General features: G+C 69.5%; 10 protein-coding genes. 6 read left to right on the top strand and 4 right to left on the bottom strand.

The features are described 5' to 3' along the window. The first annotated feature begins 63 nt into the window (after nucleotides 1-63). Nucleotides 64-1,365: a hypothetical protein gene (locus PPSIR1_RS28780; RefSeq protein ID WP_006974726.1), complete on the top strand. Its 1,302-nt coding sequence runs from the start codon at nucleotides 64-66 to the stop codon at nucleotides 1,363-1,365. Here PPSIR1_RS28780 and PPSIR1_RS44120 read toward each other — a convergent pair. Both PPSIR1_RS44120 and PPSIR1_RS28770 read right to left on the bottom strand, forming a co-directional pair. Further along, nucleotides 1,340-2,596 (bottom strand): TolB family protein, encoded by a 1,257-nt coding sequence (locus PPSIR1_RS44120; RefSeq protein ID WP_006974725.1) that lies wholly within the window; start codon nucleotides 2,594-2,596, stop codon nucleotides 1,340-1,342. The genes PPSIR1_RS28780 and PPSIR1_RS44120 overlap by 26 nt on opposite strands. Then, a complete protein-coding gene (locus PPSIR1_RS28770) occupies nucleotides 2,593-4,317 on the bottom strand; it encodes a golvesin C-terminal-like domain-containing protein (RefSeq protein ID WP_006974724.1) in 1,725 nt (574 codons plus the stop codon). The genes PPSIR1_RS44120 and PPSIR1_RS28770 overlap by 4 nt, the downstream gene beginning before the upstream one ends. A 153-nt stretch (nucleotides 4,318-4,470) precedes the next feature. On the opposite strand from PPSIR1_RS28770, the gene PPSIR1_RS28765 reads away from it, so the two are divergent. Both PPSIR1_RS28765 and PPSIR1_RS28760 read left to right on the top strand, forming a co-directional pair. Continuing rightward, on the top strand, nucleotides 4,471-5,571 hold the full coding sequence (locus PPSIR1_RS28765; protein ID WP_045116940.1) for a KamA family radical SAM protein: 1,101 nt from the start codon (nucleotides 4,471-4,473) through the stop codon (nucleotides 5,569-5,571). Between the two features lie 152 nt (nucleotides 5,572-5,723). Continuing rightward, nucleotides 5,724-6,839, top strand: coding sequence for a hypothetical protein (locus PPSIR1_RS28760; RefSeq protein ID WP_006974722.1), 1,116 nt, complete (start codon nucleotides 5,724-5,726; stop codon nucleotides 6,837-6,839). A gap of 825 nt (nucleotides 6,840-7,664) precedes the next feature. Here PPSIR1_RS28760 and PPSIR1_RS28750 read toward each other — a convergent pair. Next, nucleotides 7,665-8,501, bottom strand: coding sequence for a hypothetical protein (locus tag PPSIR1_RS28750; protein ID WP_006974720.1), 837 nt, complete (start codon nucleotides 8,499-8,501; stop codon nucleotides 7,665-7,667). A 128-nt stretch (nucleotides 8,502-8,629) separates the two neighbouring features. Next, nucleotides 8,630-9,577 carry an MBOAT family protein gene (locus PPSIR1_RS49620; protein WP_006974719.1) on the bottom strand — a complete coding sequence of 316 codons (948 nt, stop codon included), beginning with the start codon at nucleotides 9,575-9,577 and terminating at the stop codon, nucleotides 8,630-8,632. 119 nt (nucleotides 9,578-9,696) lie between these two features. Between PPSIR1_RS49620 and PPSIR1_RS49615 the strand changes: the two genes are divergently transcribed. The 3 genes from PPSIR1_RS49615 to PPSIR1_RS48380 all read left to right on the top strand — a co-directional run bounded on the left by PPSIR1_RS49615 (nucleotide 9,697) and on the right by PPSIR1_RS48380 (nucleotide 14,288). Further along, nucleotides 9,697-11,022, top strand: coding sequence for a VPS10 domain-containing protein (locus PPSIR1_RS49615; RefSeq protein WP_006974718.1), 1,326 nt, complete (start codon nucleotides 9,697-9,699; stop codon nucleotides 11,020-11,022). Between the two features lie 36 nt (nucleotides 11,023-11,058). Next, nucleotides 11,059-12,789, top strand: a complete 1,731-nt coding sequence (locus PPSIR1_RS28735; RefSeq protein WP_006974717.1) for a carbon starvation CstA family protein — start codon at nucleotides 11,059-11,061, stop codon at nucleotides 12,787-12,789. A 152-nt stretch (nucleotides 12,790-12,941) separates the two neighbouring features. After that, nucleotides 12,942-14,288 (top strand): FHA domain-containing protein, encoded by a 1,347-nt coding sequence (locus PPSIR1_RS48380; RefSeq protein WP_157596080.1) that lies wholly within the window; start codon nucleotides 12,942-12,944, stop codon nucleotides 14,286-14,288. The last annotated feature ends 59 nt before the right edge of the window (nucleotides 14,289-14,347 follow it).

The following is a 14,347-nucleotide window of genomic DNA, read 5'->3' as shown; positions in this document are numbered from 1 at the left end:
CGGCAGTGTAGCCGGGGTCTTGGAGCCTTTGCGATCCCCCACTGTCCGTGGCATGGCTAGGCCATGCCCTTCGTCGCGTTCTTGGGTCTGGCGCTCCTCGGTCCGCCGGAGCTACCCCCCGACATCGGCGGGCCGCCCAGCGACGCGCCGGCGGAGGAGAGCCCGAGCGAGACGCCTGACGCCGCGCCCGAGGAGGCTCCCCCCGCAAACGAGGCGCCGGGTGACGCGGGCGAGGACCCGGGCGCGGCCGGGGACGACGAAGCGATCGCCGTCACGCCCGCGGACGAGACGGGCGAGGCGCCCGAGACCGACGACGCAGCAGCTGGCGCTGCGGCGGGCGGAGCCGCAGCCGGTGGCGCCGCGGCGGGCGGAGCCGCAGCGGGTGGAGCCGCAGCCGGTGGCGGCGGAGGAGCTGGAGCGGGCGCGGGCGGTTCGGGCACGAGCGGCGCAGCTTCTGGTGGCGCAGGCGCTTCGGGCTCGGGCGGCGGAAGCAGCCCGGCGGTCCAACGTCCCGGAGCGGCCCCGGCGGCTCAGCCCACTCAACCCGCGCAGCCGGCCCAGCCTCAGGGCCCGAGCGCGAGCCCTCCGGTTCAGCCCACTCAGCCGACGCAGCCCTCGACCCCCGAGGGCCCCCAGCCTGCCCCCGAGTCCAAGACCGAGCTCGAGTCTCCCAAGACCGACGAGACTGACGAGAAGGGCGAGAAGAAGGACGAGGACGAGAGCTACAAGAAGCTCGGCGGCTTCCGGCTGTTCCGCATCGGCCTGGCCCCGAAGATCGGCTACACCCACGGCACCAGCCAAAAGGACGGCCTGTTCGACCGGGACAAGTCCATCGAGGACTCGATCAACAACGGCGAGGTCACCATGTCGGGCGCGGGCGACCTGGGCCAGACGAACTTCGGCGGCCCCCAGTGGGGCTTCATCCTCGACGCCGAGGTCGTGGGCATCAACGTGTGGCTCGACTTCCACAAGTTCTTCCGCCCCGGTGGGATGTGGAGCCTGCTGCTCGGCTACGACCACGAGTTTGGCTTTGGCAGGCGCCTGCGCCTCGACGTGGGCTTTGGCGGCGGCCTCAACAACGTCTTCCTCGGCGACGCCCTCCAGGACCTCTACTACGACGAGGACAACCCCGAGTCGATCAACATCGCGACCTTGGGCGTCGAGGGCCGGGTCAGCGCGGACCTGCACATCAAGATCGCCGGCCCGCTCTACACCGGTCCTGGGCTGATGCTCGGCTACCACTACCTGTGGTCGGCGAACGCGGCCGAGGTGACGGTGGAGAAGGGCCTGCACTACAGCGCGGCGTGGAGCCTGCGCCTGGACTTCGCCGCGCCCAAGCTCATCGGCGGGCGCAAGAAGAAGTAGCGGAAGTCGGGGACCACCGGGGCAGCCAGTGCACGCCCCGGTTGTCGCTCGGGCCCATGGTCAAGTTGACGCGCTCGCGGCCGTCGGCGTCCATGCGCAGGATGTCCGAGCGGTCGGGCCCCGAGCCCCGGGTGAAGGCGAGGTGCTTGCCGTCCGGGGACCACACGGGCTGCTCGTCGATCAAGGGCGTCGCGCCGGCGCCCTCGCCTCGTTCACGGCTGCGGGCGAGCACGGCACCTTCGGGGAAGGACACGACCACGACCGCCGCGCCGGCGCCCTGGCTCAGCTCGGTGAAGGCCAGCTTGGTCCCGTCGGGGGAGACGCTCAGGTCGCGGACGAGGACCGGGGCGTCGCGGGCGGGCAGCAGCGCCTTGGCCTCGCCGCCGGCCGCCGGGATCACGAACACGTCCATGCCGCGGTCGAGGTCGCGGGCGCTGACGAAGGCGAGGGTCTGGCCGTCGGCGGACCAGCGCGGGGCGCTGTCGTCTCCCGGGCTCGTGGTCAGTCGGGTCGGCGCGCCGCCGTCGGCGGTCATGGTGTAGAGCTCCGCGTCGCCGTCGCGGCTGGACACGAAGGCCACGCGCTCGCCGTCGGGGGACAGGGCCGGCTCGAAGTTGCCCTGCTCGTCGCCGGTCAGGCGCAGCACCGAGGGCGCGTCACCTCCATTGGAGGAGAGCTCGAGGCGGTAGAGATCGCGGAAGCTGTTGGCGTCGCTCTCGAACACCAAAAAGCGCCCGGCGGGATCGCGGCTGGGGTTGCGGATCATCGCCGGGCCAAAGCCGGCCGTCAGCGAGACGGGCGTCGCCCCCTCGGCGCCGAGGGCCAAGCGGAGCAGCTCGTCGTGGGTCTTGCCCGTGCCCGCGGGCTGCGAGCGAAGGATCATCAGGCCCTCGCCGCTGGGCTCGAGCAAGGCCGGGAAGTCTCCGCCGCCGTGGGCGTGGCCGCCCCCCTCGTGTTCGGGCTCGCCCGCTTCGTGCTCGTCGTCCTCGGGCGGCTCGTGGAGGGTGCGCATCGCTCCGCCCCGGGCGTCCATGGCGACGATCCGCTGGGGGGCGTCGTGGCCCGCGCTCGCGAGGAAGATCAGCTCGCCACAGGCCGGAGCCGGCGCGGCAGAAGCAGCGGCAGAGGGCGCGGCGTCGTCATCGGCCGAACGAGGCTTCGCCCCGCACGCGAGCCAGCAAGGGGCCGCGGCGAGGGCGAAGGCGAGGAGGATGGTGGGGAAGCGCTTCACGGGGTGTGGACACGGACGGCGTCGGCGATGACCACGTCACCGGCGGGGGCCCAGACCGAGAGGTCGATGGTGTTCCATCCGGCCTGGAATTCATAGGTCCCGAGCTCGTTCCACTGGCCGCCGTTTTGCTTTTGGTCGGCGTAGACCGTGTCGAGGTGGGTGCCCCAGGAGTTGTAGATGAGGAAGGGGGCGCTCGACGAGCGGTTCCAGCCCGAGACCCACCAGGCCTCGACGGTCAGCGTGGCCGCCTCGTCCAGGTAGAAGGCGAACTCGGCCGCGTCGGAGATGGCTCCGGTGCCGCGCCACCAGTAGCCGGTGTTGTAGTCCGTGGGACCGCTCGAGGAGGTCCAGCTCCCGGACACCGTGATGTTGGCGTCGGGCCCGTTGAGGCTGTTGTTGCTGTCGATGGTGATGTCGACGTTGGAGGGCTGGGGATCCGGGTCGGGCTCGGGCTCGGGCTCCGGGTCGGGCTCGGGCTCCGGGTCGGGCTCGGGCTCCGGGTCGGGCTCGGGCTCGGGCTCCGGGTCGGGCTGGCCGCCGTTGCAGTAGGCGTTGATCTGCGCCAGGTAGTTGGCCCACGGCCAGTTGGGCCCGGGGTCGATGCGGTTGTAGGGCTGGAGCGTGCCGTGGGCGACGATGTGGTACTGGTCGCGCGGGATGCCCCAGGCCTGGGTGATGTCGCAGACGAGCTCGGCGGAGGTGGTGATCAGCCCGTTGCTCCAGCTGGCCTGGTTGGCGTAGCCGGCGTGCTCGATGCCGATGGTGAAGTTGTTGCTGCTCGAGCCGTTCTTGTTGCACTTGGTGCTGTTGTTGAGCGAGCAGTTGTAGGACGCGCCGATGTGCCAGGCCTTCTTGTTCTCGCGGACGAGCTGGCTGACCTCGGAGCCCGAGTTGTTGATGACGTAGTGGGCGCTCACGCCCGCCTGGCTGTTGCTCAGCCAGCTCCAGCAGCCGCTGTAGGAGCCCTCGCAGCTGTGGATGATCACCATCTCGGGGTTCGTCCCGCCGGGGCGGTTGGAGTAGTTCGGCGAGCCGCGCCAGATGGCGCCGGGGAAGTCGACGGTGGCGTGGTTTTGCGGCTCGTCGCCCGAGTGGATCTCGATGGGCAGGAAGGGGCCGCCCTCGTGGGTCTGGGGCAGGGCCTTGAACACCTCGTCCTGGACGTAGGCCATCTGGCCCTCGGGGCTCTCGATGCCGCTGTACTCGGCGAGCACCGAGGTCCAGGCCTCGGGGTCGTTGCGGTCGGCGACGCCGTGCTGGTCGGCCATGGCCGAGAGGAGCGCGGCGGCGGACCGGATGTTCGAGAGCTCGTCGGTGGTCGCGTCCGAGATCGACACGCCCGCGAGCTCGGCACCCTCTTGGAGCTGCAGGCCCTTGAGGCCCATGATGCCGGTCACCACGTCCTTGCCCTCGAACTCGACCATGCCCTGCACCATCTGCCAGCGGGTCTCGATGAGAGACACCGAGCGCAGCAGGCCCGAGGGCACGTCGAACTCGTCGGCGGCCGCGTCGAACATCGCCGACAGGTTCTCGGGCAGCTCGGGGATCTCTTCCTCCTGCTCGGCGCCGCCCTCATCGCCAGCCTCGTCACCGGCCGTGTCGCCCATGTCGTCGCCGCCAAAGATGGACTCGGAGTCCCGGGCGTCGGGGTCGCAAGCGGGGAGCAGACCCAGGGTGAGGGCGAAGAGAGCCGAAACGGAGATGTAGTTGTTACGACACATTGTCTGACCTGTCGGGCTGGGACCTACGTGTAGGTGCTGGTGGTCTAATATCGGTGGATATCTCCGAGGTCAACGATTTTTTGACAAGCGTTCAAACTTGGTGGGGGGTCCCACGCTCTTTTCGGCGCCGGCGGTCCGTGGCACATCAGGGCCATGCAGCAGCCGAATTCGGACGCGGAGAGCGAAGATGAGCGCTGGCGCGCGGATCTGCGCGCGGGTATTTCGCGCGCCAGCGACCTGCGCCGATTGCCCATCGCCAATGAACACGGTTTGAACGAAGTTGGTCAGCGTTTCAAAGTTCGGGTGCCGCAGTCCTACCTCGACAAGATCGATTGGCAGGACCCGGACGACCCGATCCGGCGCCAGGCCGTGCCGAGCCCCCTCGAGCTCGAGAGCCTGCCGGGGGAGCGCCCCGACCCGATCGGCGACGCCGCGCACAGCCCCGTCCCGCGGCTCACGCATCGCTACCCGACCCGGGCGCTGCTCTACCCGACCTACGTGTGCTCGATGTACTGCCGGCACTGCTTTCGGAAGGAGTCGATCAACGACGAGGCGGCGGGCTTCTCCATGGCCGCCCTCGAGCCCGCGCTCGCCTACCTCGCCGAGCACACCGAGCTGCGCGAGGTGATCCTGACCGGGGGCGACCCCCTGACGCTGTCCGATGTCCAGCTCGAGGCCCTGCGCTCGCGCCTCGACGCCATCGAGCACCTGAGCCTGCTGCGGGTGCACACGCGGGTGCCGGTCACCCTGCCCACGCGCGTGACCCCGGGCCTGGTCGCGGCCCTGCGCGGCGACGGCTCGCGGATGGTCTGCGTGGTGACCCACTTCAACCACCCGCGCGAGCTCGACGACGACGCCCTGACCGCCTGCAGGCGCCTGCGCGAGGCCGGCTTCATGCTCTTGAACCAGTCCGTGCTGCTCCGGGGTGTCAACGACGAGGTCGAGGTCCTCGCCGAGCTGTTCGAGAAGCTCGTCTACCGGGCGGGGGCCAAGCCTTATTACCTCCACCACTGCGACCTGACCCGAGGTGTCTCGCACTTTCGGACCAGCATCGACCGCGGGCGCGAGCTGATGGCCGCGCTGCGCGGACGGATCTCTGGATTGTGCCTGCCGGAGTACGTCCTCGACCTCCCGGGCGGCGACGGCAAGGTGCCGATCGGGCCGAGCTTCGTCCATGCGCGCGACGGTCAGCGGTGGTGCTTCTCGACCTGGGCCGGCGGACTGCACCACTACGAAGAGCAGCTTCGGCCCTAGTCCGCGAGGCAGGGCAGCTTTCGCATGCGGATCTTCGCGTCCCAAGCGTCGCTGCCTTGGCGTATGCTCGGCCGCGACTGCTTGCTTGGGAGCCCCTTGTGATGACGATGAAACGAATTTCCCTTCTGTCTTCAATCCTGCTCACGACCGCGATGGTGGCCTGCACCGACGACGGTGGCGGCGACGCGGCCGACGAGGTCGGTGAGTCCGCCGGGAGCGACGAGTCCAGCGATGGCTCGAGCTCGGGGACCGACGCCGGGACCACGGAGGACGAGTCCGGGACCGGCATGGACACCACCGGGACGGACGAGACGACCGAGGGCGAGACGGACACGACGACGGACACGACGACCGAAGGCGAGACGGAGACGACCGAGGGCGAGACGGAGACGACCGAGGGCGAGACGGAGACGACCGAAGGCGAGACCGACACGACCGAGGGTGAGACGGAGACGACCGAGGGCGAGACCGAGACCGACACCGACGGCGGCGAGACCACGGGCGGGATCATGGACACGGACATGGACGGCGTGCCCGACCCCGACGATCCCTTCCCCGAGGATCCCGACCTGCCCGGCACCGCCGAGCCCAACGTGGTCTACGCGCACACCAGCTCGCGCCTCTACACCATGAGCCCCTTCGACTACGCCATCGCCGAGGCCGGCCAGTTCACCTTCGACCAGAGCAGCGGCTCGGTCACGGACATCGCCATCGATCGCTGGGGGGTGCTCTACGCCGTGACCTTCAACGATCTGTTCGTGTGCGACCCGGGCTCTGCGGCGTGCATCTACCTCGCCGACCTGCCGTCGAGCTTCAACGGCCTGACCATGGTGCCGCCCGGGACCCTCGACCCCGACGACGACACGCTGATCGGCATCGCCAACAACGGCAACTGGTACCAGATCACCGTCGTGGGTCAGCAGGCCCAGCTCAACCAGATCGGCCAGTACGGCGGGGGCCTGACCTCGGCCGGCGACGTGTTCTCCATCGAGGGCACGGGCACCTTCGGCTCGGTCAACGCGCCCGGGGCGAACGGCAACGTGATCGTCGAGAGCAACCCCCTCGATGGGTCGGTGATCGATCAGATCGCCGAGACCACCGGCTATTCGAGCTTGTGGGGCCTCGCGGGCTGGGCCGGGGTGATCTTCGGGTTCAACTCCGGCGGTGAGGTGCTGGAGATCGATCCGGATCAGGGCACGGTGACCGTGGTCGCGGATACGCCCTACTCGTGGTGGGGCGCCGGCGTGTTCACGATTCTTCCGCAGTGATCTGCGGGTCGTCTTGGACGAAAGAGAGGGCTGCAGGTGCGGTCCTCTCTTTTTGTTGGTTGTGGGCCTTGGCGGTGCTGGGTTGGCTCCGGCGGTGCAGGAAGACTGCGGTGCACTCGTGGCTCCGACGGTGCTCCGCGGCCTATTCGGCGGGCTCCTCCCCACTCCTGCGCTCGAGCCGAGCCACATTTGGCTGCTCTTCCAAGTCTGTACGCGGCTCGGTGCTCGTCGCAGGGACCCCTCCCGCCGAGCGGCCTGCTCTGGATTCACGAGCAAAATGCCGGGCTAACCAGGAGACGGTTCGCAACGGCCGGTTGCACCCCCACCAACCTCCGCAACCAGAAACGTCCCAGCGACCATGGTCTTCACCCCCGCCAAAACATTTCCCCTCGCCGCCCCGTGACCGGAGCCGCAGCGAGCGAAGCGAGCGTGAGGTGGATGAATCGCGCGCAGCGAAGCGAGCACGATTCATCGTCGGGGCGGACGCTGTCGAGGGCCTCTCGATAGAACCTCATGGGGAAAAATAGCCCGTTCTCAAATCCGGGCTGCATGCAGCAGTGGTCGAACAACCCCACCGCATGCAGCAGTGGTCGAACAACCCCACCGCATGCAGCAGTGGTCGAACAACCCCACCGCATGCAGCAGTGGTCGAACAACCCCACCGCAAGCAGCAGTGGTCGAACAACCCCACCGCAAGCAGCAGCACTCGAAAGCAGCACTCGAAAGCAACACTCGAACACCACCCGCCCCACCACGAACCGATGGCGGAGACAAAGACCAACCCGGCCCCACCCCCGCCATCACGCGGCCAAGATCAACCGCCGCTCAGAGCACGACCTGCAGCCCGCAGTAGTCGCCGTTGATGCACACGTAGTTGGGGCTACCCGCGAAGGCGCAGTCGAGGTCGGTCTCGCAGCTGCAGACGTCGTCGACGCAGTCGGGGGCGATGTTGGTCCACACGGCGAAGGTGAACAGGTCGGTCCATACGCTGGAGCAGGTGGAACCGTTGGCGCCGTCGCCCGAGGTCGGGACGTCGACGCACAAGTCCGTGTTGAGGTGTCGGATCAGCCCAGTGTTGGGGCGCACCCAGGTCCCGGCGGTGTAGTAGCTCTGCGCCGCGGTGGTCCACGCAGCCTGGTTGCCGGAGCCCGTGATCTCTCCGCAGTAGACCTCGTAGTTTGCGCCCTCGCCCTTCATCTTGAGGAAGATGCCGGTGGGTCCGGTGGCGTCGATGCGTTCGAAGTAGAGCTTGCTGCCGTCGTCGTGGACCTGCCACAGGAAGTCGTCCGTGTTGCTCATGGCCATGCTGTAGGCGGGGGTGGACCCGTCGCAGCGCAGGTAGCCGCGGCTCTTGTTGTGGATGGTGATGACGTCGTAGTCGTCGAGGTAGTTGACCTTCGCAACGGTCTCGAACGTGTAGTAGCTGACCGCCTCGGTCGAGAGCTCGGGCGCGGGGGCCTGGAGGCCCAGCTCGTCGAGGGCCGCGGGCTGGGGCTCGTCGTCCTCGAGGGCGTCGAGGGAGGCGTCGAGCTCGGCGAGGGAGAGCGCGTAGTCGGGGTCGCAGTAGTCGACGCCTTCGTCACAGGCCGAGCTCAGCGTGAGCGCGGCGAAGGCCGCGGTGAGGGCGAGGACGGAGGGGAGGGTAGGCTTGCAGGAGGTCACACCCGGGGAGTGGCGGGGACCCCCGGCTTCATTCGCCGACGCGCAGCCAAAGCGCCGAATTCGACGGGCAGGAGCCTCACTCCGGCGACTTCGTCCAAACCCGGGCCGAGTGTGACGCAGCCCCTCGGCTACCAGCCGGCGACGCGCAGGGTCGGCTCGACGAAGAGCGGCAAGCTCAGCGCGAACCAGGCGTAGGACCACAGCCGCTGCTGCGTGGGCGTCCACTCGCGCACGCCGAGGGCTCGCTCGAGGGCCAGCGCTGCGCCGTGCACGAGGAAGAAGCTCGCCATGGTCAAGCCCGCGAGCCAGCCCAGGGGCACGAAGCTGACCCAAAAGTGCAGGCACGCGCTCGCGGCGAAGGCCGCGGCCACGGCGAGCTTGGGGCGGCCGCGGCGGGCCAGGGGCAGGTAGGCGTAGTTGCGCAGCCACCCCGCCACGGCTCGGTTCCAGCGGCGGCCCCAGAACTCGGCGAGGGTCGTAGAGAAGATCGGCTCGCGGTTGATCTTGGGAAAGCGCAGGCCCAGCTTGGCGTAGCCGGCGAGCAGCACGGCCTGAAGCAGCTCGGGGAGGCTGTAGACCTGGACGGCGCCCAGGACCCAGCGCAGCGCGAGCTCGAAGGCGGGGAGGGTGCGCAGGTCCGGCGAGCCGCCGCGTCGGGCCGCGAGCCCGGCGAGGGCGAGGGCGCTGGCGACGAAGAGCAGCAGGTGGACCGCGAGCCACCGGCGCTCTTCGTGTTCGAGGGTGGGCTCGCGCCGGCTGGGCTCGCGGACGTCGAGGAAGGTGACGAGCAGCCACAGGCGGCCGCGGAAGCTGAGCGTGTGGGGGCGCCAGGTCAGGTCCATGGCGCGGCCCATGGCGAGGCAGCCGAACAAGGTCACGGCGAAGCGCGGCATGGGCCATTGGGGCGGCGCCAGCAAGCTGGCGAGCATGGCGACGAGGCCGGCGAGCAGGGTGCCGGGGGCGCGGGGGCGTTTGGAGCAGGCGGCGCAGGTCAACAGGGCCGCGATCAGCACGGCCACGCTCGCGGCGAGCTGCGCACCCGGGTGGGCGGCCGAGAGGGAGGCGAGCCCCGACACGCCAGCGACTGTAGCGAAGTGTTCGGCCGAAGTGTCCAAGCGCGTCCCGTGGTGAGGACTCACGTCGATACGCGCGTCGCGGGCGGGCTCGGAGCAAAGGGCCGTGCTTTGCTGAAACGGTGCTTCGCGCCCGCGCCTCGAACCCCGCCGTCTCCTTTGCGCTGTTCCTCGCTCCCCTCGGCTGCGGCGACGACACCGTGCCCGCGGACGAGGCTGGCGTCGCGACGGGGAGCGAGACCGACGATGAGGTCGGGGAGACGGAGTCGAGCACGGAGTCGGAGACCGAATCAGAGACGACCGAGACCGAGACCGAGACGAGCACGGAGACCGAGACGGAGACGACGGAGACGACGGAGACCGAGACGACCGAGACGGACACCACGGGCGGCAACGCGGAGTGGACCCTGCCCGACTGCGCCGCCCCCGGAGCGCCCGGCATCGCCTGGTCCGCCGACGGCGGCTTCACGATCGTGCCCACCGCGCTCCCCCACGTCGCGCCCGTCAGCTACACCTTCGGCCTCGCCACCCTCCACGCGCCCAACGCCATGGTCATGCACGCGGGCAACCACTTTTATCGCTCCGAGGACGCCGGCTGCACCTGGGAAGACCTCGGGACCGTCGCGGCTCTGCCCGCGAGCGCGCCCCTGGACCTGGTCGTCGGCCCCGACGACACGGTCTACGGCTGGTCCAACAACATGGAGGGCCTGGTCCGCTGGCAGGGCGAGACCATCGAGGTCTTGCCGGGTCCAGCGGGCGCGCAGGTCTACGCCGTCGCCGTCGACCCCGACGCGCCCAACCACCTGCGCATCGGCCTCAGCGGCGGCAAGCTCCAGGACTCCTTCGACCAGGGCGAGAGCTGGGCGAAGGTCGGCGTCACGGCGCCCGGGGGCTTCAGCACCAGCTACGAGCTCGCCTTCGACCCCACGAACATCGACCGGGCCATCGTCGGCTTCATCCAGTCGGGCTGGTGGGTGACCGACGACGGCGGCGACACCTGGACGCAGTCCGCCGTCGAGACCCCCGCGCCGGATCAGGCCATCAACGGCTTCAACGTCGAGTTCGCCCCCGACGGCAGCGGGGTCGTCTACGCCCAGGGCCTCGAGGTCCAGCTCCAGGACAGCCCCAAGCGGATCTACCGCAGCGAGGACTCGGGCTACACCTTCGTCCCCGTGGTCACCGCGACGCCGGAGCTGACGTTGACCAACGGGACGCGGATGTGGATCCACCCCGGCGACCCCGACCGGCTGCGCGCTGCCTTCGGGACCTGCATCATGGGCATCGGGACCTCGCTCTACGACTACGACCACGGCGCGGGCGAGGTCACGACCTCGCACTCTCCCTACGGGGGCTTCAACGCCATGGTCGCCTCGCCGGCGGATCCGGACTTCGTCTACATCGGCCTCGAGGGCTCGGGCAACATGAACGGCCCCGAGTGTCCCTTCTGACCATGCTTTGACCCGCGGCGGTTTACACTGCGGGCCATGGCCGCAGTCGTGACTGCCCTGGTCTTGCTCGTGTTCCTCGCGGGCTACCGCTTCTACGCCCGCTACGTCGGGCGCACGATCTTCAAGGACGACGACCCCAACTTCGTCACCCCGGCCCACGAGTTCTCCGACGGCGGCGACTTCGTGCCGACCAAGCGGGCGATCTTGTTTGGTCACCACTTCACCTCCGTGGCCGGGGCCGCGCCGATCATCGGGCCGTGCGTGGCGGCCTACTGGGGCTGGCTCCCGGCGCTGTTGTGGGTGGTGATCGGCACGGTGTTCATGGGCGCGGTGCACGACTACGGCGCGCTGGTGGTCAGCGCCCGGGAGAAGGGGCGCTCGGTCGCGGACATCGCCGCCAAGGTGATCAGCCCGCGGGTCCGCCTGATGTTCCTGGTGTTCATCATGGTGCTCAGCTGGCTGGTGCTCGCGGTGTTCGCCATGGCCATCGCCGGGCTGTTCATGGCCATCCCGACCTCCGTGCTCCCGGTCAACATCTCGATCGTCGTCGCCGTGGTCATGGGCTGGCTGCTCTACAAGCGCGGCGTCCCCCCGCTGATCCCCTCGCTGGTCGCCCTGGTCCTGCTCTACGTGTTCGTCTACCTCGGCACCAAGATGCCGATCTCGCTGACGGACGTGGGCCTCGACGAGGCCGCGTCCTCGCAGACCTGGATCATCGGCCTGTTCGTCTACTCGGCCGTGGCCAGCTTGCTGCCGGTGTGGCTGCTGCTCCAGCCCCGGGACTACGTCAACTCCCACCAGCTCGTCGTCGGCCTGGGCCTGCTCTTTTTGGGCCTGTTCGTCGCCCACCCCAACTTCGACGCCCCGGCCGTGCGCATGTCCGAAGAGGGCGCGCCGGCGATGTTCCCGTTTTTGTTCGTGACCATCGCCTGCGGGGCGATCTCGGGCTTCCACGGGCTGGTCGCTTCGGGCACGACCTCCAAGCAGCTCGACTCCCTCGAGGACGCCCGGCCGATCGGCTACGGCAGCATGCTCGGCGAGGGCGCGCTGGCGCTGGCGAGCACCATGGCGGCGGTGGCCGGCATCAGCCTGGTCGCCGCGTGCAAGCTCCCGGGCCAGGGCGAGGTCCTCGACCTGAGCTGGGCGGTCTACTACGACAGCTGGGCCCACGCCTCGGGCAACAAGGCGGCGGCCTTCGTGCTCGGGGGCGCGGCCTTCCTCGGCAAGCTGGGCCTGAGCCCGCTGCTGGCCCAGACCCTCATGGCCGTGCTGGTGATCTCGTTCGCGGCCACGAGCCTCGACACGGCCACGCGGATCGAGCGGCTGATCGTCGCGGAGATCGGCGAGGCCGTCGGGGTCAAGGCCCTGAGCAACCCCATCGTCGCGACCTTGGTCGGCATCGTCCCCGCCTACTTCCTGGCCACGGCCAAGATCAGCAACGGCGCCGGCGAGGCCAAGGAGGTCGCGTGGGCGCTGTGGCCGGTGTTCGGGGCGAGCAACCAGATGATCGCCTCGCTGACCTTGCTGGTGCTCGCGCTCTACTTCTGGCAGCGCAAGCGGCCAATTTTGCCGCTCCTCATCCCGATGTTCTTCGTGATGGTGGTGACGCTGATCTCCCTGTTCATGCACCTCGTCAGCTTCTGGACCACCAAGAACTGGACCTTGCTGGCGATGACCGTGGTGCTGGTCAGCCTGCTGTTGTGGATGGGGGCGGAGTCGTTGCTGGCCTTCACTCGGGGACGAGAACAGCCGGACTCGGGGGACTAGCGGCCCGGGGGGCCTTGGCGTGGTGGATCAACTAGGGTGCCCGAGAGGCGTCGCCGAGCGGACTGGGCGAGATCTGGGCACGATCTGGGGGTCGGCCCTTGCGCAGGGTAGCTCCAGTTGGGAAACTCGCGCTCCACCTACGGAGGCCGTGAGTGTCGACCCACTACGTTCTCAAGATCCAGTACGTCAACAAGCCCCCCGAGACCCGCAACATTGGCGCGCGCGTCACGACCATCGGTCGTGAAGCCGGTGACATCGTCCTTGGAGATCCCCAGTCGTCTGGGCGTCACGCGGAGATTCACTTCGAGAACGGCAACGTCCGTGTCAAAGACCTCGGCAGCACGAACGGCACCTACTTCAACGGTGCCCGCATGCCCGAGTTCACGCTGATGCCCGGACAGGGCTTCTCGATCGGCCAGACCATCATGACCTTGATGGCGGTCAACACGGCTCAGGCCCGACCCGGCGGTGGCAAGACCATGATCGCCATGGGCGGCCTGCCTCCGCGTCCGCCCGGGCCCGGTGGTCCGCCGCCCGGAGCCCCGCCGCCTGGGCCCGGAGGCTTCGGAGCCCCGCCGCCTCCCGGACCGCCCGGTGGCGCGCCCCCGCCGGCTGGCGGCTTTGGTGCGCCCCCGCCTGGCGGCCCGCCGCCCGGTGGACCGCCGCCCGGCGGCCCAGCCCCCGGTGGCTATGGTGCGCCCCCGCCCGGCGGTGCCCCGATGGGCCCGCCCGGAGCTCCGCCGCCCGGCGGTGCCCCGATGGGCGCGCCCATGGGTGCGCCGGCTCCCGCTCCGATGGGCGGCGCCCCGATGGGCGCTCCGATGGGCGGGCCCGCTCCCGGTGCAGGCGCCATGGCGCCGGCCCCCAACCCCTACGCGGCCCCTGCAGCCGTGGGCGGTCCGTCCATGGGCGGCGGCGGCGGTGGTGCGGGCCTCGAGCCCGTCGCCAACCCCCTCGACATCGGCGAGACCGTCGGTGCCGGCTGGGAGGTGTTCAAGAACAACGCCGCCGCGATGATCGTGGGCCTGCTCGCCGTCGGTGTCGTCGGCGGCTTCACCCTCGGCATCTGCATGGGCCCGATGCTCATCGGCTACATGCGCATGGCCCTGCGTGCGGCTCGCGGCGAGACCGTCGCGATCGGCGACGTGTTCGGAGGCTTCGACAAGTTCCTGCCCGCTCTGGGCCTGTTCTTCCTCGTCGCCATCGGCGTGTTCGTGGGCATGATGCTCCTGGTCATCCCGGGCATCATCTTCGCCTTCCTCGCCTACTGGTCGTTCTGGATCATGGCCGACAGCGAGCTGTCCGCCATCGACTGCATCAAGAAGTCGGTCGAGCTGGTCCGCGAGGACATCGGCGGCACCTTGGTGTTCATGATCGTCTCGAGCCTGATCAACGCCGCCGGCAACTTCGTGCCCTTCGGCTCGCTGATCACCGGCCCCATCGCCATCGGCATGGGCGCCAGCGGCTTCGAGCGCCTCACCCGCGGACGTCAGCTCTGATCTACCCCCACAGTCAGCGCGGGACCGGGGGCGCTTCGTCGCTCCCGCTCCTTTGCTGA

Source organism: Plesiocystis pacifica SIR-1, assembly GCF_000170895.1.
GTDB classification, from domain to species: domain Bacteria; phylum Myxococcota_A; class Polyangia; order Nannocystales; family Nannocystaceae; genus Plesiocystis; species Plesiocystis pacifica.
The sequence above is the reverse complement of the archived record's forward strand: the minus strand, read 5'-3'. Positions and strand labels throughout refer to the sequence as shown.